Here is a 23,315-nt window from a genome sequence, read left to right as displayed (position 1 = left end):
GGCGAGAAAACATGCCAGTTGAATCAATTATCTTATCTAATTTTCCACACAATCTCAAATATCTGCGGCTGTCAAAAAAGCCCCCAATTTCCCAAGAAGCACTTGCCCAAAGATTAGGAACCACACAAAAATGTATCTCCCAGTATGAAAAAGGAAATTGCCTGCCTTCTGTTGCTTTTGTACTGCAACTGGCCCAATATTCCCATATTCCTGTGGATGACCTGTTATGTAAGGACCTGACAAAGAAAGGATTGTAAGTATGAGAACTTCCCATTTAACAATCCGAAAACGGATTGAGAATGAAAAACTAAGCATTACCGATGAGCAGCTTTTCGCTTCACCAGAGTTTGCGAATTATCTGACAGATATTGCTGAAACAGCCACCAGGCGGTATAAGCGGTCGGTCAAAGTATCTGTCTATTGGAATCCGGATGAAGATGGAGGTCTGGCTAATACAAATTCTAAATTAATCCGTATCAATGCCGGAAATCCTATCACCCAAAGTTTTCCGAGCCGACGCTTACGAGCCGACAGCCTGGTAGGACTGGATGGACACGAAATCGGGCATCTCCTGTATACAGACTTTAAGATGCTGAACATCTATATGAATGCTCTGTCTGCGGGCAGTTTCTATCCGGAGGAGCCAAAAAAGCTGACACCTACACAAAGAAAACATCTTGATGAAATCAGGCAGCTCTACAGCGATCAGGACGAAGCAGCCATTGGTGTAATTGCCATGATTGCTCATAATCTGGTAAATGCCATTGAGGACGTCTATATCGAGTCCAGAATGTGCGAATCCTTTTCAGGAACGTTCCGGACCGGAATATTGCTTAATAATATCCGTATCTGTGAGCAGACCCCATCGATTCAGGCACAGATTGCCAATGGAACACCTCCTGTATTCCTGCTTATAAACCTTATCACACAATACTTACTGAGCGGGGATATCAATAACCTGGGGAGCTATACCGGAGAATACTTAGATGTGTTAAATGAGTGTATTCCCCTGCTCGACGATTCATCCTGCGACGATGACGCTCGCGTGCGTTATCAGGCAGCTAACAGAATTGTATTAATCCTGTGGGACTACATCAAAGAAATGATTGAGCAGGTGAAGAAGGACCAGGCAAACGGCGCTGGCAGTACCGCTAAGCTGATTCAGAATCTGACCGATGCACTGGCAGACCAATCCGCCAAAGCCTCTTTACCGGATCGAAAAGGGAAAGCCGTACCGTGCCGCAAGAAGATGAAGCATGAAAAGCCCTCTGACAATGATGTAAATACAGAAATTGAGGAGGCCATCGCTTATGAAACCGGCCGTATGGCGCTGGAAAAAACAACCGATATCAGTGACAACGGAAGCGGCGGTGTGACCTATAACCATGATTATACTGGTTCCGGGTATGCACCACAGGCTGAGAAGGATATGAACCGTATTTTAAACCAGTTAGCGGAAGAACAGGCGTTAATCCACTATGAGGAGGATTTAGAAGCCGATCTTCAGGCTGAGGCCACCCGGATTCGGTATGGCAATGCACATAAAAATGTGCATGTTACGGTTAATCGAATTTCCTATGTGAATGACACTCTGAAAAAAAGCTACGCATCTGTTTCGCCGCCCCTACTGCTGATTTCCAAACGGCTGCAGAAGCAGGTTAAGCAGATCTTAAAAGACAAACGGGAAGGCGGGAAACGGAACCGGCTCTTATTAGGCAGACGGATTGACACAAGAAATATCGTACACAATGACGGACACATTTTCTATAAGATGAATCTGCCGGATGAGGAACCCCTGCTCGCCGTCGCACTACTGATTGACGAGAGCGGCTCCATGTCATCTAATGACAGAATCACAAGAGCGCGGGAAGCAGCCATTATTATTTATGACTTCTGCAGGAATCTACACATCCCTGTGATTGTTTACGGCCATTCTTCCAGCGGTAAAGATGTGGATCTGTTTTCCTATGCCGAATTTGATTCTCTTGATGGAAATGATGCATACCGGATCATGGATATGGCCTCCAGAGGCTGTAACCGTGACGGAGCTGCGCTGCGTTATGTTGCAGAGCGTCTGGCTCCCCGGCCTGAACAAACGAAACTGCTGATTTTAGTTTCTGACGGCCAGCCCAGTTCTTCCGGCTACAGTGGTACGGAAGCGGAAGCGGATCTGCGCGGAATCAAACGTGAATACAGCAGAAAAGGAATCACCATGTTTGCGGCAGCAATCGGTGAAGATAAGCCGAATATCCAGAGAATTTATGGAGACGGTTTTTTAGACATCACAAACCTCAATGAGCTGCCCACGAAAATGACAAAGCTGATTTCCAGCTATATTAAAAAAGCTGCATAGAAAGAAGGGATCAGTATATGAATCATGATTATATCTCTCCGCAGATTGCTGTCTACAAGAACTCAAAAAATCTGGTGGAGTTCCGGGACAAGCTCAAAGTTGCTTCCCTGGAATGCTATGCACATATTCATGCGGATGGAGAAGCGACCGAAGACAGTTGGAAACGCACCTCGCTGATCGGTATTCTGATGAAGGATTATTCCGCAGGAACCGGTGATAAAGCGATAACGGTAATGGCAAATATTTCGCCGGATGAATCCAAGTTTGTTCTGAGCCGGTTAAATGCCGGATTTCCAACCTTTGAATTTAAGCAGGACAAAATATTTGGTACTCCGGATGCAAACGGATACTCGTCAGTCACAAAGCTCCGCCTTCAGCGCGCTGCTACAGATAAAGCGGGTAAACCTCGTAACTGCCCATGGTACATGGAAATTGAGAATGGAAAAGGGATTCCACAGCGTAACAGCAACGGCGGCACCTACATGAAGCCAAACTCCTACATCAGTGAAAAGAAGGTTTCTGCAAATTTAACAGATTTGGATCTATTCAAATTGTTAAACCGCGTCTCCTCCTATATTGATGCCTGGGAAAAGGCCATTGCCCCATCTCTCATTACGCGGGCAAAAAAAGCCATTCAGGAAAATCAGGCAGAAGGGGAAGGGCAGACAAATCAGCCTGCCGCATAGCCTCTACCCATTGTTTAAGAAAGAGAATGCCCTAAACACGCATTCTCTTTTTTATACCAGGAAAGGTTCTAATACGCATGAGAACAGGAATTGTAAGAAGAATTGATGATTTAGGCCGTATCGTACTCCCGAAAGAGCTTAGGAGGAGCCTCGGCATTTCAAAGGGTAATCCTCTTGAAATCGGGATTGAAGGCCGCAGGATTGTACTGGAGAAGTATTCATCCCTCTCAAATCTGGAAGGGCTCTCCGGCCTGTACTTAGAAACACTTTATCAGGTGTGCGGAGGTATTCCGGCCATCTGTAACAAAGAGAACATCTTAGCAGCCAAAGGCTGCAGTATTTCTACTACTGCCTCCATTGATGCTGCCGTCAAAGAAAAGATCAAACAGTCAGAAACCTGGTTTTGCAGCCAGTCCGATCAGTTATCCGTATTTCCATCTGGTAGTTATCCTATTCGTGTTCTCATACCGGTAGGGCCAGGAGAAGGGCGGCCCATGGAAGGTGCCGTACTCCTGTTGGATAACGGAAAACCTTATACCGACAAGCAGATCAGTTTCGCATCTTATACTGCAATACTGATTTCCAGGTTACTGAAAAATATCGAAGAATAATCAAATACAAAGGAGAATTTTATCATGGAGTACACAGAATTCAAGCAGGAGTTAGTATCAAATTTACAGGATCTCATTGGGACACGCTATCTGGTAAGTGTTCAGAAGGCGGATTTCACAGAGAACTTAGAGGATTTTGTTGTAATCTTTGATTCATCTGAGCTGGTAATGCGGTGCTCAAAAATGGCACCCATTTACGAGATTCATACCAATCACAAAGTCCCTCCGGCTGTTCTCGCAGGCGCTCTGAAGGCCAGTTTTGGTATCGGTGAAGATATCGGCAGGATTAACAAAAGCCAGGTATTCTACCGGTTAGAAAATCTGGAGCTTGTCCAAAAAGAATACAATGATATTCCGTATCAGCGTTTTCTGGACCTTGCGATTGTATTTTACATCAATCTTGCACGCACTGAGGATTCCATTCAGTCCCGTAGAATTACCAACAGTATGTTGCGCGAATCGAAACTGAGCATATCGGATCTCATGAGTCTGGCGAACAAAAATACACCGCAGCTGTTTCCGTACACCTTACGGCCTATGGAAGATGCCGCGCTTGATATACTGGACAATGATCCCAGTCTTTTGAAGGATTCGAAAGTAAGGATCAGCCTTATGTTAATGTTCGGCAAAGAGATGGGACTGATTCCGGAAGAAGAGTATACCTCCAGATATGTATTAAGCTGTGAAGGAAACCTGTATGGTTCCACCGCGATTTTGTATCCCGAATTATTGGGCAATATCGGTGAAAAACTCCAGAGTGATTTCTATATCCTCCCCTGCAGCAAAGATGAGTGCGTAATTGAAGCGGTCTCTGAAGGATCGGAGTTAGCAGAGCTGAAGGAAGAGGTCCGGGAGGTTATAAAGAAGTATCTTAATGAACCGTTTGTTTTGACGGATCATATCTACCGGTATAACAGAGCGGACGGAAGCCTGAAAATTGTCGGTTAAAGGAGGCCGGAATTATGAAAAAGATCTATCCTCTTACCAATACCCAGCGCGACTATGCAGGAAACCATGTTGGACTTGTATATAAATTTCTATACTTAAATCACCTGGATATTGATGAGTATTACGACATTGTTATTTTCGGCTATCTGTTAGCAGTACAGCTATATGATGAAGATGAGCGGTTGAAAAACCGCTACCTCTTCTCTACGATTGCCTGGAGGCAAATGCGGTACAGCTTATTTGAACATTACCGAAATAACAGCCGGCAAAAACGCAACGCCCCCGTTATCAGCATGAACAGTAACGGGAGCCATGAAGAATCATCCCTTGACTGCCTGCTTCCGGATCGCCAGCAAAGTATCCATGAATCCGCCACGGATAAGATTTACGCGTTGGAACTCATGACGTATATGACGGAAAAGGAGCAGGAAGTTGTCAAGCTGAAAGCCTATGGCTATACATACAGAGAAATAGCAACACAATGCGGCCTGAGCATTAAAGCCGTTGGCAGCCGCTTCGCCCGCATGAGAAGGCGACTGAAGCAAATAGAAGCTGTCTAAAGGAGTGTGAAATGTAAATGAATGAAGAATTGATACAACGAGCCGTCCTGCTGTTGCAACAGGAATTTGGTCCAAACTGGCAGAGCATTGCCCAGACACTTGGAACGGAGAATCTACGGAAACGCCTTGGGAAGGAGCTGACATCTTTTATGGCCTTCCCTGACAGAGGGAACGGCGGAGATAACCAATGGAGAGGAAACTGCTCTCCGCAGGTGGTCTCTTCTATCCTGCGTTATGTCATAGATTGTAAGAAATATTATGGGAAAGATGTTTCAGACTTCACGTTGCTTGATCCCATGTCCGGTTCCGGCACCAGTAAGGCCGCAGCGGATCTGCTTGGAGTACGGTCCATTCTGTATGACCTAAATCCCAATCCCGCAGCTGGCCTGGGTAACTGGAATGCCTTGAAAGATGATGTAGAGGACTCGGCGGATCTCGTATTTTTCCACCCGCCGTATCACAATATCATTCCCTATTCCGGAAACATGTGGGGAAAGCCACATGCAGATGATCTATCCCGGTGTGAAAACTATGATGATTTCCTGGAGAAGCTGAACCTCTGTATACGGAAGTTCTACATGGCTTTGAGGAGAGACGGCAGGCTGGCGGTGCTGGTCGGTGATATCCGATCAGCCGGTAAATTTTACAGTATCCAGCGTGACATGATGCAGATGGGAGAAGCTGAATCATTTTTAGTGAAGGCCCAATTTAATTGTGTTTCGGATTCCCGGCGCTATAAAAAGCCCTTGATCCCCATTGTAACAGAGTATCTTTTGCTGTTTCATAAAAAGGATTCCCTGATTGTTCCATTTACTTATCAGGATAAAGGAACTTTTTCTATCAGCAATACTGATATCGTTGCGCTGACCTGGCACCATCTGATCCGCATGACACTTGAAAGTATTGGAGGGCAATGTACCCTGACGGAGCTTTACGAACGCCTGAGTACCCACCCAAAAGCAAAGAAAAACAGCCATTACAAAGAACGTATCCGCGCCACGATCTATGAGCATAGAACACAGTATACTGCTTATGGTGATGGATTATACGGATTAAATTATCAAGTAGCTTAGGAGGATTGAATGATGATCTGTAAAGAAAATGAAATGATGGCTCTGCAGCCGATACCGGAAACCATGGAAAAGAAAACAGTAATATTGAAAGGAACTTTTATCTCCCCTGTCAAATGCGGAGAACGGGCAATTTTCACTTATAACGGCCAGGTAATGCGTACCTCTACGGTTTCTGAAATTCTGGAGATTACGGCGGATTATATCAAGTTTGAGACAAGGAACTCCATTTACATTGTGAGTTACCACAGTCTTCTGCCTACACACACTTGCGCTTAAATTTGAATACTCTGCGGCGGCCTTAGACAGCTCTATGACCGCCCTTTCGGAAGGAGTGTGGGAATGTGGATGTAAAAGGAACCGAGGAGAAGCTGACAAAATTACTTGCCACCCTGAAAAAAAACCGGGATCATGTCCCCCTGGAGGAGCTACATACCAGGTATAAAAATCCCTATGATGCATTGTGCCAGGAAATCAAAAGCGCCTGCTCTGATTATCTCACGGCAGTCTGCTTCCATGATTTCCGATGCAACAAGCGATTCTGGGAGGAGTGTCTGGCCGTCATCTTAAAGGCCAAGGAGGATTCCGGGATCATGCCGCAAATCAGCCGTGCATTATTCCAGAGGCAAAGTATGACGGAAGTGAAGGAACTTTCTGAAAAGCTGAGAAATGCTTATCAGGAAGCTCTTGCCCCATTTTTTGAAAAATACATCTGTCTCCTGCTCTCACCTGAGTGTTTTGATGAACCTCCGGCCATCCCCTTAATCTTTAATGAAGCTACTGGCTGTGTCTATGAGAACGGGGCCTGGATTTTAGAATCCGGTGAACCGCAAGGCTGCCCACTCCACGTCAATCCATTACAGGAAGCTGCCGAAAGCTAAAGAACTGGTATGAAAGGGAGAATCCTATGAACTGCATACAGATTTCAAAAGAGGATGGGAGTACCTATCCTCTTTACTTTACCGAAACGGAATTAGAGCAAATTTACCATTCTGCGATAAATCTTAAATTGAAAAAGGATCTTATTAAGAAGGTCCAAGAGAATTACAATCCGAGTTACAGCTGGCTGCGTGTAGAAGAGCTGGAAGCAGTTCCAGAGCTGATGGCCTGGCTGATTGAAAAATACTGGCATAACCATAGTGCTGACTGCAGCCACAATGAATCCTTAAAATCGGCTCTGGCTCATTTCCATAATACAGCCTATACTCCGGAGCTATTCCAAGAATTGATGGCACAGTGCCAGCCGGCAACGCCAGAAAATCCCCGATACAGAATGCTGTCCGCGGCACATGAATCAATAATACTTCATGAGCAAGGTAAATGTTCCTGCTCATACTTTGTAAAACCAAGACTCTGGTGCGCGACACATCGCTATTTCAGTATGGAATTAGAGATTTCGGATTTCATCGCGGAATTTACATTAATAAAAGAGGAGAATGAAGCATGACAAGAGAAGAACAAATCACACACATGAAAAAGCTGGTATTAAAACTGAATCAGTACCGGGACGAATATTATAACCAGAACGCCCCGTCCATTCCGGACAGTACCTATGACCGGTTATTTGATGAGCTGGAGGTTTTGGAAAAACGCACGGGCATTATCCTGAGCGGTTCCCCGACACAAACCGTAGGTTATCACCCGGTTAGTGAATTGCCGAAGGTAAAACACCCCATTCCCCTGTTGTCTCTGGATAAAACGAAGCTGACAAGAGATATTTTAGACTTTGTCCAGAAGGGGAAAGGCTTAACAAACCTGACGCTGAAGATGGATGGACTCACGGTAAAACTGGTTTATGACGGCGGAGAGCTCCAGCAAGCCTCCACCCGTGGAGACGGAGAGATTGGAGAAGATATCACGCACAATATTCCGGCATTTATCAACGTGCCGCTTACGGTTCCTTATAAGGACAGGCTTGTTATTACAGGAGAAGCACATATCCGGATTGATGATTTTGAAAAGCTCCGGACTTCTATCCTGGATCGGAACGGAGAACCTTATAAAACGCCCAGAAACCTGGCGTCCGGTTCGGTTCGTACCTTAAATCCCGCTGTTTGTAAAGAACGCTGTGTATCTTTTATCCCATTTAATGTGTTAGAAGGACTTGATTATGAAGCCGTCATCAGTAACAGCCGAGCCTCAAAACTTTTAAAGCTGAAAGATTATGGATTTGGCTACTGTGATTCCTACACCATTGATAAAAGTGCCACGGAAGAACAGATTGAGACTTACATCGAGTGCCTTCAGACGATTGCCAGAGAAAAAATGATCCCGATTGACGGCATTGTGGCTGTCTATGACAATATCTCCTATTCAAAAAGCTGTGGCAGAACGGGTCGCGCTTATAAAGACGGCCTGGCCTTCAAATTTGAGGATGATACGTTTGAAACAGTCTTCCGTTCAATCGAGTGGACGCCTACCAGGTCTGGACAGCTTGCCCCAGTCGCATTGTTTGACACCATTGAAATTGATGGCTGCGCGGTATCCAGGGCAAGTCTCCATAACCTTACCTTTATTAAAGATCTGGAGCTGCAGCCAGGCTGTCGGATATTAGTCTCCAAACGCAATATGATTATCCCTCATATAGAGGATAACCTTGACCGGGGAAATTCCATATACAGCTTTCCCGGCACCTGTCCCAGCTGCGGGGCTCCAACCAGAGTCCATACACGAAAAGGGGACAAGGGCCGCATCATTGAGACGCTGCATTGCGATAATCCGGACTGTGAGACACAGTGGCTCCGGCAGTTAATCCACTTCGCCGGGAAAAAGGCCATGGATATCAAGGACCTGTCAACGGCCACACTGTCAAAGTTTCAGGAATACGGCTGGCTGGATTCATTTCAGGATCTTTACCACCTGGATATGCACCGGGAAGAGATTATCCGCTTAGAGGGATTTGGAGTTAAATCCTATGAGAACCTCTGGGCCTCCATCGAAGCAAGCCGGCATACAACCTTTGAGCGCTATCTGGTCGCTATGGATATCCCGCTCGTTGGCCGGACCATAAGCCGGAGCCTGGGACAGCAGTTTCACGGAAGTCTGGATGACTTTGAACAGGCCGCAACTGGCACCTATGATTTCACCCAGCTGGAGGATATCGGAACGATTATCAATGACAACATCCATACCTGGTTTTCAGATATGGACAACTTAAAATTATGGAAGGAGTTACAGAAAGAGATGACATTTGAAGAGAGAACAGAGGAAACCATGAACGTAGAACAGAGTGAGCAGAATCCTTTTGCCGGACGCACGATTGTCGCAACCGGAAAGCTGATGAACTACACCAGGGACGGTATCCAGGCGAAAATTTTAAGTCTGGGAGCCAAAGCAGGCAGCTCCGTATCGAAAAACACAGATTATCTGATCTGCGGGGATAAGGCCGGAAGCAAGCTCGCAAAGGCCCAGTCCCTCGGTGTACGGATTTTGTCCGAATATGAATTCCTGTCTATGATTGATGAGGCTTAATGGAAGGAAAAAGAGAATCATGATTTTTGAATGTGATACGGAAGAAAGATATTTAGGTTCTGCAGGTGAAATTACCGGGATCTGTGTAAGCAGGCCAGTAAACGGGATCACCCTCAATGGCCTGGAATAGCTGTATTGGGGTGATAACAAGAATATTATGCTGTTCCCGGACAAGAGCCAGGCAACGCAATATTTAACCGGTCATGGCTGCACAGAACAGGATATACAGGGATTTCGCTTTTTCTATCATGTCGCCTGCCAGCATTGCGGTATGTGGCTTTTAGTTGCGGACTGCGATATCACTACAGATGAAATGGGAGTACATGCTTATCACAGCTCTTGTGGGCATAGCTTTAACATTTCGTAAATTACTTACGTTGCCGATTATTTCGGCAGCGTTTTTAATAAAAGGATCTAATTTAACAGCTGAAGCCGTGAAAGGACAACCGTATGGCAAGCAAAGAAAATGAACGTGAAGAATGCTTCTGATTTTTACCGGAGATAGAGAGTCCTTGGATAACCACTACCTGCATTGAATCCATAAGTCATATCTGATACAATTAAAGTATTCTCTTAGGAAGAAGATCAACTATGTATATTAAGCGTAATTTTTATCAAAAACTTATGGATTGGAAAAAGGAATCAAGACACGGCACGCTGGAAATACAAGGAACTCGGCAGGTTGGAAAAACCTTCATCATCAATAAATTTGCTGATGAGAACTACAGGCACAAGTTATATATTAACTTTTTTGAACCGAGTGGGCAACAGTTTCTGGAGTGCTACTACAAAGCGATTGCCTGGACACCAGGTACACCACGCCCAGAACACCCACTGCAGGACGCTTTTCGTCTATTCGATCAGAGTTTTGAGGACACAGATGACACGGTAATTATTATTGATGAAATACAGGAATCTGCTGAGATTTACAACCGAATCCGGGAGTTTACCCGACAATTCCAGTGTCAGTTTATTATTATAGACAGCTATCCTGGCCGTGTCCTGGCGTCAGAATTTCGGTTTTCCTGCGGAGATGTTACCAGCATTACCCTTTATCCTCTGTCATTTGAGGAATTTCTAGCTGCAGCCAATCAGGAGCTGTTTCAACAGTATCTTATGGTTGGCAGTTCCATATCAGAGGATCATATTTTCTACCAACGTCTGAGGTCCTCCTATGACATTTACTGTCAGATCGGAGGGTATCCTTCCGTTGTGGAAAAATACTTAATGACCGGCTCGGTGAGGACCTGCTTAGATGAGCTGGCCCGCATTGCAGATATATTTCTTAATGAATCAATGCAATATACTGATATTTCTGATATCGGCATATTTAGGGAAATCTTCTTAAATATCTGCCACCTCCTCGCTATGGAGAAAAAGAGTTCCAGACAGGATAGTATTGGTAATCTCCTGCATAATCTGGTTACTAAGGACGGGACCCGCAATCTTTCAGAAGCAACCATGATGCGCGCATTTAACTGGCTTTATCTTTCCAAAGTGATTGGCTTCTGTGGAGAGATCATAGAACTTGATATTCTGGACTTCAGACCTGGCCGACGCGCTTACTTTATGGATTTAGGGATTGCAAACTTTTATATGAATCAGGCAGGAATTGATGAAGCCTCCATAAAGGACATGCTCAATGAAAACTATGTCTACATCAATCTGGCAAAACGTCTGGATTTTCCGGGTGAAATTGCCTTTGAGACACCGGCATTCGCTTCCTATAAAGATGGTGAGATTGATTTTTACGTGCAGAGCCTGCAGGAGAGGATACGGTATGCGATTAGGACGAATAATGATATCTTAGCCGTAGACACATCAAAGGCGGCACTGAAGGCCGGAAAAGTGGATTACCTGCTTTATCTGACTGACGATACCCACGGCAGCGTAGATGGAAAGAGGATTATCATGCCGATTTACTCACTGGAGCGGTTCCATTTTTAAATCAGCTAAAGTATTCAGATTTTTCCCTCTCTATAAATAGTATGTGATTTTCTGAAGCAGGTAATCAGCTTTTTTTCAGCTTTGATTTCACCTGCACATTGATAACTAAAGAGCATATACCAGCATTTTATATAGGTTCCCTGGACGGCCTGTGCCGCCCCTGGATTGAATCGTACACCGTACAGCCTGCTACGTGGCCGAATAGGGCATAGGAAGGGGATGCAGGGATATATGTGTCTAATTAACTAAGCAGAAAGAAGGATGTCTTCATGAATAATCCTAATGTAGATAATACAGTCTTGGAAGATTTCAAGAAATACTCGGTTGCGGAAATCGCAGATATGCTCGGACTGGGTAAGACAAAAACCAGAGAACTCTTGCAAAGTAAAATTCTCCCGGTAACCAAATTAGGGCGGGACTACTTTACTTCACCTAAAGCAATGCAAGATTTCATGAAAAAGAATACTGGTAAGGAACTATCTATTAGATAAAAGACGGTTGTTATAAACACTTTATCATACCGTAATAATCAAGCAGCAAATATATGAATTACACTCGAAATTTAAGTATGTATCATTAGGGCCGCGCTTTGTAGCGGCCCTATTTTTACTATATGTCACTAGCTTAACATAGAAAAACCACCCCAAAATACTTTGGCCGGTAGCAGGGTGGTTTTTCTATCTTCTTACAGGTCAACCCACCTTGTGGGCGGTTGTTCCTCTTTATATATACTCTAGCACTTCTTATCTCTACATGCAAGAATTATTTTATGCGTAATATGCTCAACGAAAGGGGAACCATGGAATCCAGTAATCCAAAAGTTAATAAGATAAAGCAAGAATTAAAATATGATGTTGCTAAACGTATGATTGATGAGGGCTATGGCATAGTTGATATTATGGGTAATACCGGCTTGGATGAGACCGAAGTCCATCTTATCCAATGCGAACGATCCGGTATGACAAAGTATAGTCTGCTTCACGAGAAAGAAAAAGTCGAGTATGGTAATGAGATGGCTAAAAAGGCTGCTTTGATGGAAAAATACAGTATCGCCCAAAATTTATTAAATATGGGATTAGACATAGTAGATATTATGGAGACCATTGGTTTAACCGAAACAGAGATTCTTTCATTAAAGGAAGAACAAATTGTTTAATTCTATAAAATGAATTTACTTTAAATGCATATATTATTGTAAAGCAATGCATCGACTTTTGCTTTACAACAGAGCAAAGACGGAGGTAACCTTTATGGCACAGACAATGGTCAATTTCCGCATGGACGAAGATTTGAAAAAAGGTATGGAACAGGCTTGTAAAGAAATGGGACTTTCAATGACAACTGCCTTTACCATGTTTGCAACCAAAGTTAGCAGGGAAAAAAGAATACCATTTGAGGTTTCAGTTGATCCGTTCTATTCTGAGAGCAATATGAATTATTTGCGCTCTATTGTCGCTGATATTGAATCTGGGAAAGCCAAACTGGTAGAGCACGATTTGATAGAGGAATGTTAAAGAGCAGGCTGAGATCAATAGGGCCGCGCTTTGTAACGGCCCCTAAGTTTATTAAGACTTTATTAATAACTTATGCTTCTAGCAGTTTGACAGCCTCTACCAGATAGCCGTATGCCTCTAATTTCATTTTCTTTATGTAGGCCAATCCTTTGTATTGCGACTTACTAATACTTTCCTTTATATATAATTCAGGATGTTCTATTCTATGAAATTCGCGTCCTTTTAACAGACAAGCTGCCATATACATTACGCTGCACGCCTGGATTGCCGCAAGTTCTCCTGAATAATTTTCTCTATACATATGTGTTTTAATACTTTTTATTCCCTCCATCAATTTTTTATATTCTTCTGGATTTATGCTTCCTCTTGATATCAGGCAGGCTGCTGTTCTAATTGTGTCTTCCAGTACCAATTCTGGACTGCAACAATTTCCTCTATATGCAATTTCTGATGCAACCGTCTTTCTATATGATTCGCATATATCTGTAAAGCTGTCACATTCTTCTATCAACGTTGCCACGTCAAACAGTTGCTTAATTATTTCCATTTCTTTCTTCGTATCAAAAGGAATCCCTGTCGTATGTGGCGCAAATGCTGTCATTTTATCACCCAGAATACAATCAATACTTGGCACTATCACATGAATATATGGCTCCTCCGTAAGTAAAATTTCATTTACAATATCTCTTTTTACCAGTGTATTATAATGGTTTTCCTCAAAAAGAACATCTAAAAGAATATAAAATCTCCGTTTGTTGACGGGAGAATCATAATAAAATTTAAAATGTCTTTTCTCAATTAGATTTTTTCCTATCCTGCTTTGCTCCTCCACTTCCTCAAATGGAAATATTTTCGAGGCTTTCTCAATATAATGTACAATATCTGTACCCGGCTCAACGATAATGTCAATATCAGTGGATAATCTTCTTGAAGTTTTAAGAAGCAGCATTAAACTGGTGCCACCCTTAAATATAAATGGCATATTTACTCGTGCCAGCGACTCCAGCAGACCAAACGCATAGATACTTCTTTCCAGTATCGCGGGATCACATCTGCTATTCTCCCTTAATTCATTGATATGTTCAATTCCAAAATTCTCTTTCATTAACACAGCAGTCATTCCTCCACGTATATTTTAATATGTGCTTCATCCTTCAAGAAATAAAAAATCTCTTCTTTTTTGTGACGTCGTTTGGCATATCGGAATAATTTTACCTGGTCAATCCGGTATTTTCCAAACATATCTAACAGAGCCGTTGCATATTCGCCGGTATGAACCATGCTTTTTAAATTGCGATTGGCAAATAAATCAACTACTATCTTTTCCAAAGGCGTATTATATGGATACGGACTTCCTTTTGGAGCTTCTGATATAAGTCGATCCACAATAATTGTATTTTGTCCGCCATACCTGTAAAGTTCGTTTTCATCCGGTCTCAATAGTATCTTTCCTGAATGCCTTTCACATAATTCTGTGTACACGAATTCACAGCCTATATTTTCAACTTCCAGAAATATTTTGTTTTGTGCAATCTGATGATTCCAAAATTCATTAAGCCAGTTGATTTCCCATATACGATAATCCATAAGTGGAAACTTATCATTCATTTCCTCAACTATATTTTTCGCTTCTTTTGAATACTGGTTTAAATAGGTTGCCTTTTTCGCTTCATATGAAAATTTTTGGTACCTGCCTCTCCCAGCTCTAACAAGAATGCCTTCCTGAAGTAAGTTTTCCAATAAATTTCTAAGTAAAGTTTCTCGGAAAGAGACATCCACCTCGCAGGCAATCTGGAGAATATCCTGTCTCGTCAAAATAGTTTCATCTGGTATTTGATTAATCATCATTTTCGTATCCAAGGTATCCGCCTCCTAACCGAATCGGCATTTTTTTATTTTTTTGCCGTTATGGTTATTTTATTATAGCACTATTCTTTCGTTGTTTCAATAACCGAATCGGCATTTATTCAGTTTTTTGCCGTTATGGTTATTAAAACCGAAATCTCTTTATTTTCAATAGAATCACATCACAAATGGCATACCGAAAATTAACGGTAGTATGCTCCATATGATACATACCACCGCTTTTTATAGAATAAATCAGTCCGTTTTCTGTAATCTTTTGGTGTTACTATTTATACACAAAAATTATTATCTTATTCTTCCCTCCATTCATTTGCTTTCCACTCCTTTTCCGAACGATGCTCCTCTATATACTTTCTTTCCCTCTGACCCGCATTTTCATCTCCCAAAAAACGGTTTATAACAATATCAAAGCAAGAACTACACAATCCTTCCGATGCAAGAATTTCAGGTTCTGTATCAAGAATACGACTATATCCAGGCGAATCTACTGGCACGTCCCATACGGAATATAAGGGAGCTCCGGCCTCCATTTTCTTTAAACATCTCCCACAGCGGCACCTGCGTATGATTTCAACTGCTTCGTACTCATTTCCATCACACCAATTAACACCTCTTCGCGCGGCAGCTATGATCTTTCTCGCTGCCTCTAAAGTCAATTCCCCTGTATCATACATTTTTATAACGTTTTTAACTACATAGTTCATTCCCCTACCAATATTATGACAGCTCATTTCCAAAACCTCCTACTTTTGAATATATTCCTCCAACGGTTTCCCTTCCGTAAAAACTTTGACTATCCCTCATACCCCTGTATTTCCTCTGAAACCTCTTAATTCTAATATTTTTTGAAATGCTTCATCAATGGGCAATTCCCGTTTTAATTCCATATCATCAATGCCTTTATCAAGCATATCAGAAACATCATGGTAATCATATAAACTGCTTTGCTGCTTATTTCCTGCTATCAGCTCCATAAAATCGCTCCATTCATCATAATTACAATTTAAATATAAACTATGAGCTATTAATAATATTCTAACATAGAACCCCAGCCCAGACAACAAAACAACGGTAAGAGGGATCGCTAAATTAGGCCGCCAAAATTTCTGGTGGCCTGATTCATTCTTCAAGCTATTTTCCTTCCCTAAATCGCTTCTCTGCCTTCTCTTCACTGACTATATCGAAATTTGAATACATCAGCTGCCACAACCGCTCTTTTTGTTCTTCTGACAATCTCATTTCATCCGCCGCTAACAGAGCATATCCCATTGCCGCATAATTTGTCATGAAATCATTCCTCCATCAATAACGAATTCAAGTTTCCAACCGTATCCCAATTACACAAGCAATGAATAGGCTCCGATGCGCTCCGGAACGGTTGACGCAATGATTTTCCCATTTTCGATCACTTTTTTATCGAACAGCTCCGGAGGAATATCTGCAAAACTTCCGGAATAAACCTCTGTACGGAATGCCTCCAGACTGCTGTCAGATATGATTACTTCCAGTTCATGTGTAAGACCGTTTGTCCCAATCCACTCCTCCTGCCATTCCCTGACTGTCTCCCTCATGCCTTTCCCTTTCCAGAAACCGGCCCTGTCGAATTCAGGATCTCATTCCATATTACTTTCAGCTGGTAACACTGGCGGTAGTCAGTGAAGCGGAAATCACCGTCTGATACGCTGGAAATATTCATACGCAGATGTTTCCCGGCATTGTTAAAGATTCTCTGAGATGGATGATCCAATTTCTGCAGCGTCTCATAAGTTTTTTCGCTTATCAGGCCAAACATATTCTCATTGCTCGTCTTTCTGGGAATCCGCAGCATGATCTTCGGATACACAACATCCTCCCATTCAAGGAAATCCATCTCGCTTAATCTGAAGCCCGTATCCCTCGCTACCTGAGCATAGGCCAATTCCAGTAATTTTCCTTCCACCTGCAGGCGCTCCTCTATGTAGGCAAAACGTTCCTCATACCTCCGTATAACTGGTGACTGCATATACCCGGTATCCTTGTAAAGAGCCAGACGGCAAAGGGCAACATAACAGAACCATTTCTCTTCTTCCGGCCCACTTAATAAAAATAGCATTTTAAGATAGTCATACAATTTATCAGGGGGCCAGGTTCCACGGACCAGCTCTGCCAGTATCTTTGCATGTGGCTCTATTTTATCATATTCCAATCCAGCTCTAATAAAGGCAAAAATAGTATCTACTTCGCTTTTAATACCAGCAATCTGCCTGTGTGACGCCTCGGCGGCCTCCCTGCTATTTAATACATACAGCCAAATTTTAAAGGGATATACTCCTACACGAAACATATAGATGTTTTTACCATGTCTATTTTTTGTGTAAATTCCAGTTAACATATTGTCCTCCTATACCTCCAGCAGCATATCGTACAACTCCTGAATCCGTTCTTTTAATTCTTTTTTCACCTATTCTTCATCTGCACTATGCATATTGGCCTTGTTGCAAATATCCAGCATTTTCAGAAATTCAATATGTTCCATGATCTCTTCCCGGATTTCATCATTTGTCATCGCCATAAGAGTTCCCACCTTTCCTTTTTTATATTAAAGAGGGCCATGGACATGATAAAGTTGAAATTATCTGGAATTATTTTCATATTGATTTACCAGCTTATAGAAGCTGTCCTTCTTTAGCTCCAGCTGCTTCATGGCATTTCTTGCCGTGAGACGTCCGGCTTTCCACTCCTTATATACCTCTTCCCACTGATCCGGATAAGTTATGACGGGCCGTCCAAATTTCACTCCCCGGCCATGAGCCCTTTCAATCCCCTGTTTCTGCAGTACCTTTTTCTCAACTCTTTCCCGATGTGCCACGTAGGCCAGCAGGGTCAGGATTAGATCCGTGATTAGCGTCCCCAGAAGATCCTTTGCCAGTGTCGTATCCAACAGAGGCATGTCCAGGACTTTGATATCCATTTTTCTCTGTTTCGTAATTGTATACCATTCATTGTGAATCTCCGTATAGTTTCGTCCAAACCGCTCCAGCTCCGTGACAACTAACATATCACCTTCTCTCATGATTAAATCTACCAGTTGGCGGAATACTGGCCGCTCAAAGTCCTTTGCACTCTCCTTCTCTACAAAAATATCCCGCTCATCAATCCCTTCTTCCTTCAGCAGGAAGATCTGGCGGTCCAGATTCTGCCCTTTTGACGATACCCTGGCATATCCGAATGTTTTAGGCTCCAAATGAACCCCTCCTTCCTGTCGGAAAAGGTATGCATTTACCGACACAAAAAAGCAGGACAAAAACCGCTGAAATTGTGTCGGTAAACGTACCAAATCACTTTACCGATGTCGATAAAATAGTCCCCTACATTTACCGACATATTATATATACGGAGCGGTCCTCAAAAGCCAACATTATTGCCCGTTATACGGGAAATTTTTGAATGCAGATATACAGAGTCCTGGACAGTTCCTGGTATAAATCCTCGTCCAGGCCATTGTCACCAATCGCCTGTTTTAACAAAAGCGGCCGGTACATCTTAAATATCTGCTCAAATGCCCATTCATCGCCTTCCTTTGCACGCTGCAGTAACTGCTCAAATTCCATCTTTTTTCACCCCCAATTCCTTTCTGAGCTTACGAAGCGCATAGAAATATGCTGCCCTTGCCTGGTCTGGCGTCATGTCAAGTTCCTGTCCAATATCCGTAAAGCTCTGCTCTCCAAAAATCCTACTAAATAAAATCTGCCGTTCCTGTTCTTTTAACTTCTTTAATACTTTCACCAGTTTTCCACCCTCCAGGGGCCACAGAAGTTCCTGCATTTTATCCAAATCCCTGAAGTATATGTAATACTGCTCACTGATGTACCTTACAAACTCCCGGTCAAAGTCTGTGTAATTCCAGGAATATTCTTCCGCGCAGGCAATCTCATGCTGCCTGAGCCGCGTTTTCTTTTCACCATATTCAATTTTTGTATGTTGTATGGCCGTCACCAGGTATGCGGTGAAGCGGTTCTGTATATCACTATTTTTTTGGTTGTTCTTTTTCATATCGTCCTCTGAATTTTGAATAGTATAAGTAATTCAAAATCCAGAAGGTGGAGACCGGCAGTGCATACAACTCCTTATCGGGGCCTTAGCCTATGATAAAGGCAGTTGCCCCGGAAGCTCAAATTTTTAGCTCTGTAAAGGCACACTGTTTTCTGCTTGTAAACGATGAATATTATCGAATAAAAAAACAGCTTGTTTGAAATTTCTCCAAACAAGCCACTCATCTAAAGATTTATATTGTTCATATTTCTCTTGCAAATCAGCGTAAAAAACCTATACTGTTTTCTTTCCTGTAGTTCTCCGGTATCTTAAAATCCCTTATTCATAGATATCTAATTTTCTATAATCATTTCATGTCAAAATCTGTCGTAATCTATAACAGCTTCATAGACACTTTCCGCTCTTGGCTGAATCTGCTTTATTAAAGTTATATCATATCATTATCTTTTACTATCTACTTTTTATCCTAATTGCATATCCAACAATAGTAGCTTCACTCTCCCCCGGCACACGCACTATGTCTCTCTAATCATTAAGAATCCAGTCTGTTACAGTTTTTGCTATCTCCGCTCCATGTTTATAATAGACATAATGATTACCTGAAAGCGGAACTATCTTACTTCGCTCCTTCTCCTGAATCAAATCCTCATGAATTTTTTTCCAGGTAGAAAACATTTCCAAGTTATTCTCCGACAGAAAATATAATACTGGCGTATTCTCGGAGAACTTTAGCTCCTCCATTTGATTGAGGTTATCTTTTGAACGCTTTACCTCATCCATTACCGTTTTATTATAGGCCTTATCAAGAGTAATCCATTTTGACAGCTTTTTTTCTTCCGAGGTCCATTCATATCCAACTACTGCAGGTATACCGAAATCCGGATTAAACAGCGATGTAAAGCGGGAAATCCCTACTGTAGTTTTTACCTTACCTACATAAGGGAATATATCCTCCAGGAAATTTATGACAGCCGGAATGTCACTGTACATTCCTGGTACAGAGGAATCCAGTCCGATTATCCCTTTAACCTCGTTCGGATACTGATTGCTATAATAAATCGAATAAGCTCCATAAATAGAGTGCGACAGCAAATAATATTCCGTATATCCCAAAATCTCAAGGCAGGTATGAAGCTCCTTCGATATATTTTCAATGCTCCTCTCCTTATCGGTTCCATCACTTAAGCCATAACCAAATGGCTCAATCGTAATAACAGTAAAGTGTTCGGATAATAAACCGGCCAGCTGTCGAAACTCCAGGATTGGTGAAGGAACGCCTAACGCAGGAAGAATGACAATTGTTTTTGTACCATTCCCTACAACCTCAACCTTCATCTTTCTTCCATCTACGTTCACTGTCTGCCCATAAGCCAATTCATTTATTTTTTTAATTTCAAAATGTCGAAATACTGCCTGTAGTATTGTCCCCAGTAATAACACTACAAGAACTACCATTAGAAAAACTTTCCTATCTTTTTTCGTACCAATAGTTTAGACATGACTTTATCCTCCCGTATTGTTATAAATCTAAGCCAGTCAACCGGAATATGCTGTATACTGAACCTACATTCCTGAGTACATCAGCGCTATCACAATGCCACAGATAAGAACAATAACTCCTGTGACTTTTACCACTATGGGGGTTGGTGCCTTGGGAAACGCCGATTGGATTTTATTATATGGTACAAATAATAGCAGAAATCCTGCTCCTAAAAATATGAAGCATTTAATTATATTGATTATATTTTTCATGATTCATAACCTCCTCAAGATTTCTATTCAACAGAATTCCCTCCAATCAATTTTTACTTAGACATATTACCCTTCATCTAATTACCGATCTTTAAGAAGACGATTTCTATCAATCACTCCACAATCCCTCTGCCATCTCAATCTGATGCACCCCCGAAAAATCATATGGTAACTTCAATTCTGATTATTTGACTTTTCTATAATCAGCTTATGGTAGCTCTTTTTAAAATTGTCGAAAGGTATTAAACGGATTTTAGCTTTTTTGATATTCTTATTATCTCCGCATAATAAAATATCATCTTCCAGTTTATAGAATATGTACATACGCCTACCACCTTTTATGTAAAAATACACTTTACTTGGACCATCTTCAAAAAAACCAACAGAAATCACCATCAAAAATGAGGTCGCTGACGCTGCTATCAGACAAACCAGAATTCCTTTCCATAAATCCTGTGTATTATAATAGGTAAGTTTTCCAATTTCTGTCCCAATGAGAAACTCACTCACAAACAGCATTTCCTCCATATAGCGATGCAATTTCCATTTCTTATCCGTCTTTTTACACTTACACCAAATAAAATGTGCGATTTTATAAATTAAATAGATTAGAATCAAGAAAAAAGCGGCTATGAATCCCAACACTAATAAAAAATCAGTCGCATCATCGCGAATAAGCATTAAAATTATATTTACCAGTCCCAAGACTATCGCAACCATAAATAAATCCATGAGTTTCAAATTAGTCCGTTGCTTTCGATTCATAAATACCTTGTCAATCTCGTTCATATTCTGGGCATAGATTACCTTAAATATAAACCTTAGAACAACAACCAAAGCTCCTCCGATTGCCGTTATAACTGGTATTGCCTCCCTTATACTATCCTGCCCAAGAAAATCTATGAACTTACCGATTTCCTGCATATGATCCTCTCCTTACATAAAATTAAATTGTCAAACCCATTAATTTTACCGGGCTTTCTTGCTTCATTTATATAAATTATATCAGTCATACCTATAACGCACTTCCATACCGCTGCTGTTATAAATTCGGCTCATCCTCCCGAGGAGGTCATACTCATAGGAGACTGTAATCTCCTCCGGGTTCGTCATCCGAATCATCTGTCCGCCGTTATCATACTCATAGGAAATCAGCCGCTTTCCACTGGAACGCTTTTCTTTTAAAAGCCCCTGCTCATTATAATAATATTCATAGGAATACCCGTCACAAACTGCACGAGTCAGCCTGCCAAGGCTATCGTACCCATACGTTGTAACAACCGCATTCCCTCCGTTTTTATCCGTGGCTTTTTCATAAACAGGATTGCCAAACACATTGTATGTCCGATGTACCTGGTTCCCATTCCGGTCAATGTAAAGCGATAGATTTCCGCATTCGTCATACTGGAATGTTTCCACATATCCCATCTGGTCGATACGTTCCCGCACCTTTCCAAGGCTGTTATAACGGTATTACCACTATGGGGGCTGGTGCCTTGGGAAACGCCGATTGGATTTTATTATATGGTACAAATAATAGCAGAAATCCTGCTCCTAAAAATATGAAGCTTTATCTGTCCTTCCAGCGTATAGTTAAGAAGCCGCTATATGCTATAACGGCTCCATTTGAAATGTGTACTTTCTTTTATAACGTTATTGCCATATCAATTCCCACATCATCGACCAAAAATTCTGTAAGAGAATACACAATCTTATCTGAATCATTAGTATCTAAGACTCCCGCCTCTGCTATATATCGTATTGTTACTTTGCAACAAGCCAGATTTTACACAACAATATCTTCTATAAAAACCTTAGGCCAACCAGCCTCTTTAATCCTTTGCTTACTACGCTCCATAAGCGGAAATTTAAACGCTATATATTTTGATTTATAGTTTCCTTCTACTATTCTTTTAAATGTATATTCAATAAATTCTACCCAATGCCCTAACTTATGATTTGTATAATCTACTTGAACCATAGCTATCCCTTCTCCTAAGTAAAAAATTTTCAATGCTGTTCCCAATTCACAATTCCTATGATTCAATATAAAATAAGGTGTTTCAAGCCCATCATCCCAATTGTAATTATCAATAAACTCATCTAATGCAAATGCATCACTCTGCTCCTTTAATAAATCGGGACAATCATATGATTCTAATATAAAGACTGCTCTTTCCTTACTTTCCTTTGATTCAAAATAATTTACACTCATCTTCTCTTTCCTTTCATTTGACAACTTAATTTGACAGTTTCTTTTTGTCCAATATTATGACTCTAAACCTATCAACAATTAGAAGAACGGATTTCTTCTGCTTCTCTTAAACGTTCCTCAAACATTTTCTCATAACCTTCTCTGTTATCGGTCCAATCTGTATCATTACTAAAATGCTACTACAATGTATTTATGGGTAAAGTACACGACAGCCAGTCGTGTCTATATCCATCTTGTTGCTAAAGCTGTTAGAATAGAGAGTGCAATGGGCTGACGGCCAAAATGCTGGA

30 protein-coding genes are annotated in these 23,315 nt (G+C 41.7%); 15 read left to right on the top strand and 15 right to left on the bottom strand.

Annotated elements, in window-relative coordinates; all coding sequences use genetic code 11:
* Positions 1 to 11 precede the first annotated feature (11 nt).
* The 15 genes from H8S80_RS32915 (at position 12) to H8S80_RS32845 (ending at position 13,160) form a co-directional block, all read left to right on the top strand.
* Positions 12 to 257 carry a helix-turn-helix domain-containing protein gene (locus H8S80_RS32915; RefSeq protein WP_117624142.1) on the top strand — a complete coding sequence of 82 codons (246 nt, stop codon included), beginning with the start codon at positions 12 to 14 and terminating at the stop codon, positions 255 to 257.
* Positions 258 to 259: 2 nt separating this feature from the next.
* Positions 260 to 2,353, top strand: a complete 2,094-nt coding sequence (locus H8S80_RS32910) for a vWA domain-containing protein (protein ID WP_117624141.1) — start codon at positions 260 to 262, stop codon at positions 2,351 to 2,353.
* 17 nt (positions 2,354 to 2,370) lie between these two features.
* On the top strand, positions 2,371 to 3,039 hold the full coding sequence (locus H8S80_RS32905; protein WP_117624140.1) for a hypothetical protein: 669 nt from the start codon (positions 2,371 to 2,373) through the stop codon (positions 3,037 to 3,039).
* 77 nt (positions 3,040 to 3,116) lie between these two features.
* Positions 3,117 to 3,650, top strand: a complete 534-nt coding sequence (locus tag H8S80_RS32900; RefSeq protein ID WP_117624139.1) for an AbrB/MazE/SpoVT family DNA-binding domain-containing protein — start codon at positions 3,117 to 3,119, stop codon at positions 3,648 to 3,650.
* A gap of 24 nt (positions 3,651 to 3,674) precedes the next feature.
* Complete coding sequence (locus H8S80_RS32895) at positions 3,675 to 4,598, top strand: DUF5688 family protein (RefSeq protein WP_117624138.1); 924 nt, start codon at positions 3,675 to 3,677, stop codon at positions 4,596 to 4,598.
* 14 nt (positions 4,599 to 4,612) lie between these two features.
* A complete protein-coding gene (locus tag H8S80_RS32890; RefSeq protein ID WP_117624137.1) occupies positions 4,613 to 5,158 on the top strand; it encodes an RNA polymerase sigma factor in 546 nt (181 codons plus the stop codon).
* 17 nt (positions 5,159 to 5,175) lie between these two features.
* On the top strand, positions 5,176 to 6,231 hold the full coding sequence (locus tag H8S80_RS32885) for a TRM11 family methyltransferase (RefSeq protein WP_117624136.1): 1,056 nt from the start codon (positions 5,176 to 5,178) through the stop codon (positions 6,229 to 6,231).
* A 9-nt stretch (positions 6,232 to 6,240) separates the two neighbouring features.
* Positions 6,241 to 6,507: a hypothetical protein gene (locus tag H8S80_RS32880; RefSeq protein WP_118090863.1), complete on the top strand. Its 267-nt coding sequence runs from the start codon at positions 6,241 to 6,243 to the stop codon at positions 6,505 to 6,507.
* 65 nt (positions 6,508 to 6,572) lie between these two features.
* A complete protein-coding gene (locus tag H8S80_RS32875; RefSeq protein WP_117624134.1) occupies positions 6,573 to 7,109 on the top strand; it encodes a hypothetical protein in 537 nt (178 codons plus the stop codon).
* A gap of 26 nt (positions 7,110 to 7,135) precedes the next feature.
* Entirely contained in the window at positions 7,136 to 7,675 is a 540-nt protein-coding gene (locus tag H8S80_RS32870; protein WP_117624133.1) for a hypothetical protein, read from the top strand.
* The gene (ligA, locus tag H8S80_RS32865; RefSeq protein ID WP_117624132.1) at positions 7,672 to 9,699 is read left to right on the top strand and encodes an NAD-dependent DNA ligase LigA; all 2,028 of its coding nucleotides are present in this window, start codon (positions 7,672 to 7,674) and stop codon (positions 9,697 to 9,699) included. The genes H8S80_RS32870 and ligA overlap by 4 nt, the downstream gene beginning before the upstream one ends.
* Before the next feature lie 591 nt (positions 9,700 to 10,290).
* Positions 10,291 to 11,646, top strand: coding sequence for an AAA family ATPase (locus tag H8S80_RS32860; protein WP_117624131.1), 1,356 nt, complete (start codon positions 10,291 to 10,293; stop codon positions 11,644 to 11,646).
* 269 nt (positions 11,647 to 11,915) lie between these two features.
* Positions 11,916 to 12,137 (top strand): helix-turn-helix domain-containing protein, encoded by a 222-nt coding sequence (locus H8S80_RS32855; RefSeq protein WP_117624130.1) that lies wholly within the window; start codon positions 11,916 to 11,918, stop codon positions 12,135 to 12,137.
* A 308-nt stretch (positions 12,138 to 12,445) separates the two neighbouring features.
* Positions 12,446 to 12,802 (top strand): hypothetical protein, encoded by a 357-nt coding sequence (locus tag H8S80_RS32850; protein ID WP_117624129.1) that lies wholly within the window; start codon positions 12,446 to 12,448, stop codon positions 12,800 to 12,802.
* Positions 12,803 to 12,896: 94 nt separating this feature from the next.
* The gene (locus tag H8S80_RS32845) at positions 12,897 to 13,160 is read left to right on the top strand and encodes a type II toxin-antitoxin system RelB/DinJ family antitoxin (RefSeq protein WP_117624128.1); all 264 of its coding nucleotides are present in this window, start codon (positions 12,897 to 12,899) and stop codon (positions 13,158 to 13,160) included.
* Between the two features lie 70 nt (positions 13,161 to 13,230).
* Here H8S80_RS32845 and H8S80_RS32840 read toward each other — a convergent pair whose 3' ends face one another.
* The 15 genes from H8S80_RS32840 to H8S80_RS32770 all read right to left on the bottom strand — a co-directional run bounded on the left by H8S80_RS32840 (position 13,231) and on the right by H8S80_RS32770 (position 23,025).
* Positions 13,231 to 14,265 (bottom strand): nucleotidyl transferase AbiEii/AbiGii toxin family protein, encoded by a 1,035-nt coding sequence (locus tag H8S80_RS32840; protein WP_243008056.1) that lies wholly within the window; start codon positions 14,263 to 14,265, stop codon positions 13,231 to 13,233.
* Between the two features lie 11 nt (positions 14,266 to 14,276).
* Complete coding sequence (locus tag H8S80_RS32835) at positions 14,277 to 15,020, bottom strand: DUF6577 family protein (RefSeq protein WP_117624126.1); 744 nt, start codon at positions 15,018 to 15,020, stop codon at positions 14,277 to 14,279.
* Positions 15,021 to 15,316: 296 nt separating this feature from the next.
* Positions 15,317 to 15,757, bottom strand: a complete 441-nt coding sequence (locus tag H8S80_RS32830; protein WP_117624125.1) for a hypothetical protein — start codon at positions 15,755 to 15,757, stop codon at positions 15,317 to 15,319.
* A 69-nt stretch (positions 15,758 to 15,826) separates the two neighbouring features.
* A complete protein-coding gene (locus tag H8S80_RS32825) occupies positions 15,827 to 16,156 on the bottom strand; it encodes a hypothetical protein (protein ID WP_147338578.1) in 330 nt (109 codons plus the stop codon).
* A gap of 1 nt (position 16,157) precedes the next feature.
* A complete protein-coding gene (locus H8S80_RS32820) occupies positions 16,158 to 16,313 on the bottom strand; it encodes a hypothetical protein (protein ID WP_181988073.1) in 156 nt (51 codons plus the stop codon).
* A gap of 50 nt (positions 16,314 to 16,363) precedes the next feature.
* Complete coding sequence (locus H8S80_RS32815; RefSeq protein ID WP_065549083.1) at positions 16,364 to 16,597, bottom strand: hypothetical protein; 234 nt, start codon at positions 16,595 to 16,597, stop codon at positions 16,364 to 16,366.
* Positions 16,594 to 17,028, bottom strand: coding sequence for a hypothetical protein (locus H8S80_RS32810; protein WP_147338577.1), 435 nt, complete (start codon positions 17,026 to 17,028; stop codon positions 16,594 to 16,596). Before H8S80_RS32810 ends, H8S80_RS32815 begins: the two co-directional genes overlap by 4 nt.
* 609 nt (positions 17,029 to 17,637) lie before the next feature.
* On the bottom strand, positions 17,638 to 18,249 hold the full coding sequence (locus H8S80_RS32805; RefSeq protein ID WP_117624123.1) for a recombinase family protein: 612 nt from the start codon (positions 18,247 to 18,249) through the stop codon (positions 17,638 to 17,640).
* Between the two features lie 184 nt (positions 18,250 to 18,433).
* Positions 18,434 to 18,616: a helix-turn-helix domain-containing protein gene (locus H8S80_RS32800; RefSeq protein WP_117633695.1), complete on the bottom strand. Its 183-nt coding sequence runs from the start codon at positions 18,614 to 18,616 to the stop codon at positions 18,434 to 18,436.
* Positions 18,606 to 19,058 (bottom strand): sigma factor-like helix-turn-helix DNA-binding protein, encoded by a 453-nt coding sequence (locus H8S80_RS32795; RefSeq protein ID WP_117633694.1) that lies wholly within the window; start codon positions 19,056 to 19,058, stop codon positions 18,606 to 18,608. Before H8S80_RS32795 ends, H8S80_RS32800 begins: the two co-directional genes overlap by 11 nt.
* Before the next feature lie 525 nt (positions 19,059 to 19,583).
* On the bottom strand, positions 19,584 to 20,513 hold the full coding sequence (locus tag H8S80_RS32790) for an alpha/beta fold hydrolase (RefSeq protein ID WP_117633693.1): 930 nt from the start codon (positions 20,511 to 20,513) through the stop codon (positions 19,584 to 19,586).
* 108 nt (positions 20,514 to 20,621) lie between these two features.
* Complete coding sequence (locus tag H8S80_RS32785) at positions 20,622 to 20,810, bottom strand: hypothetical protein (RefSeq protein ID WP_117633692.1); 189 nt, start codon at positions 20,808 to 20,810, stop codon at positions 20,622 to 20,624.
* A gap of 174 nt (positions 20,811 to 20,984) precedes the next feature.
* Positions 20,985 to 21,734 (bottom strand): hypothetical protein, encoded by a 750-nt coding sequence (locus H8S80_RS32780; protein WP_117633691.1) that lies wholly within the window; start codon positions 21,732 to 21,734, stop codon positions 20,985 to 20,987.
* Between the two features lie 81 nt (positions 21,735 to 21,815).
* Entirely contained in the window at positions 21,816 to 22,238 is a 423-nt protein-coding gene (locus H8S80_RS34940) for an RHS repeat protein (protein WP_181988076.1), read from the bottom strand.
* Positions 22,239 to 22,596: 358 nt separating this feature from the next.
* Positions 22,597 to 23,025 carry a DUF4274 domain-containing protein gene (locus H8S80_RS32770; RefSeq protein ID WP_117633689.1) on the bottom strand — a complete coding sequence of 143 codons (429 nt, stop codon included), beginning with the start codon at positions 23,023 to 23,025 and terminating at the stop codon, positions 22,597 to 22,599.
* Positions 23,026 to 23,315 lie beyond the last annotated feature (290 nt).

Source organism: Hungatella sp. L36 (assembly GCF_014288035.1).
Note: the sequence above shows the minus strand (reverse complement) of the source record. Positions and strands in the feature narration are given on the sequence as shown.

What these genes read in the sequence shown, in the direction of transcription:
- H8S80_RS32880 (WP_118090863.1), top strand. Translation starts at nt 6,241, where the DNA reads ATGATGATCTGTAAAGAAAATGAAATGATGGCTCTGCAGCCGATACCG.
- H8S80_RS32900 (WP_117624139.1), top strand. Translation starts at nt 3,117, where the DNA reads ATGAGAACAGGAATTGTAAGAAGAATTGATGATTTAGGCCGTATCGTA.
- H8S80_RS32810 (WP_147338577.1), bottom strand. Translation starts at nt 17,028, where the DNA reads ATGCAGTCACCAGTTATACGGAGGTATGAGGAACGTTTTGCCTACATA.
- H8S80_RS34940 (WP_181988076.1), bottom strand. Translation starts at nt 22,238, where the DNA reads ATGGGATATGTGGAAACATTCCAGTATGACGAATGCGGAAATCTATCG.
- H8S80_RS32890 (WP_117624137.1), top strand. Translation starts at nt 4,613, where the DNA reads ATGAAAAAGATCTATCCTCTTACCAATACCCAGCGCGACTATGCAGGA.
- H8S80_RS32855 (WP_117624130.1), top strand. Translation starts at nt 11,916, where the DNA reads ATGAATAATCCTAATGTAGATAATACAGTCTTGGAAGATTTCAAGAAA.
- H8S80_RS32850 (WP_117624129.1), top strand. Translation starts at nt 12,446, where the DNA reads ATGGAATCCAGTAATCCAAAAGTTAATAAGATAAAGCAAGAATTAAAA.
- H8S80_RS32915 (WP_117624142.1), top strand. Translation starts at nt 12, where the DNA reads ATGCCAGTTGAATCAATTATCTTATCTAATTTTCCACACAATCTCAAA.
- H8S80_RS32815 (WP_065549083.1), bottom strand. Translation starts at nt 16,597, where the DNA reads ATGAGGGAGACAGTCAGGGAATGGCAGGAGGAGTGGATTGGGACAAAC.
- H8S80_RS32885 (WP_117624136.1), top strand. Translation starts at nt 5,176, where the DNA reads ATGAATGAAGAATTGATACAACGAGCCGTCCTGCTGTTGCAACAGGAA.
- H8S80_RS32870 (WP_117624133.1), top strand. Translation starts at nt 7,136, where the DNA reads ATGAACTGCATACAGATTTCAAAAGAGGATGGGAGTACCTATCCTCTT.
- ligA (WP_117624132.1), top strand. Translation starts at nt 7,672, where the DNA reads ATGACAAGAGAAGAACAAATCACACACATGAAAAAGCTGGTATTAAAA.
- H8S80_RS32780 (WP_117633691.1), bottom strand. Translation starts at nt 21,734, where the DNA reads ATGCAGGAAATCGGTAAGTTCATAGATTTTCTTGGGCAGGATAGTATA.
- H8S80_RS32785 (WP_117633692.1), bottom strand. Translation starts at nt 20,810, where the DNA reads ATGAAAAATATAATCAATATAATTAAATGCTTCATATTTTTAGGAGCA.
- H8S80_RS32820 (WP_181988073.1), bottom strand. Translation starts at nt 16,313, where the DNA reads ATGACAAATTATGCGGCAATGGGATATGCTCTGTTAGCGGCGGATGAA.
- H8S80_RS32905 (WP_117624140.1), top strand. Translation starts at nt 2,371, where the DNA reads ATGAATCATGATTATATCTCTCCGCAGATTGCTGTCTACAAGAACTCA.
- H8S80_RS32790 (WP_117633693.1), bottom strand. Translation starts at nt 20,513, where the DNA reads ATGGTAGTTCTTGTAGTGTTATTACTGGGGACAATACTACAGGCAGTA.
- H8S80_RS32795 (WP_117633694.1), bottom strand. Translation starts at nt 19,058, where the DNA reads ATGAAAAAGAACAACCAAAAAAATAGTGATATACAGAACCGCTTCACC.
- H8S80_RS32845 (WP_117624128.1), top strand. Translation starts at nt 12,897, where the DNA reads ATGGCACAGACAATGGTCAATTTCCGCATGGACGAAGATTTGAAAAAA.
- H8S80_RS32830 (WP_117624125.1), bottom strand. Translation starts at nt 15,757, where the DNA reads ATGAGCTGTCATAATATTGGTAGGGGAATGAACTATGTAGTTAAAAAC.
- H8S80_RS32770 (WP_117633689.1), bottom strand. Translation starts at nt 23,025, where the DNA reads ATGAGTGTAAATTATTTTGAATCAAAGGAAAGTAAGGAAAGAGCAGTC.
- H8S80_RS32800 (WP_117633695.1), bottom strand. Translation starts at nt 18,616, where the DNA reads ATGGAATTTGAGCAGTTACTGCAGCGTGCAAAGGAAGGCGATGAATGG.
- H8S80_RS32840 (WP_243008056.1), bottom strand. Translation starts at nt 14,265, where the DNA reads ATGAAAGAGAATTTTGGAATTGAACATATCAATGAATTAAGGGAGAAT.
- H8S80_RS32910 (WP_117624141.1), top strand. Translation starts at nt 260, where the DNA reads ATGAGAACTTCCCATTTAACAATCCGAAAACGGATTGAGAATGAAAAA.
- H8S80_RS32895 (WP_117624138.1), top strand. Translation starts at nt 3,675, where the DNA reads ATGGAGTACACAGAATTCAAGCAGGAGTTAGTATCAAATTTACAGGAT.
- H8S80_RS32860 (WP_117624131.1), top strand. Translation starts at nt 10,291, where the DNA reads ATGTATATTAAGCGTAATTTTTATCAAAAACTTATGGATTGGAAAAAG.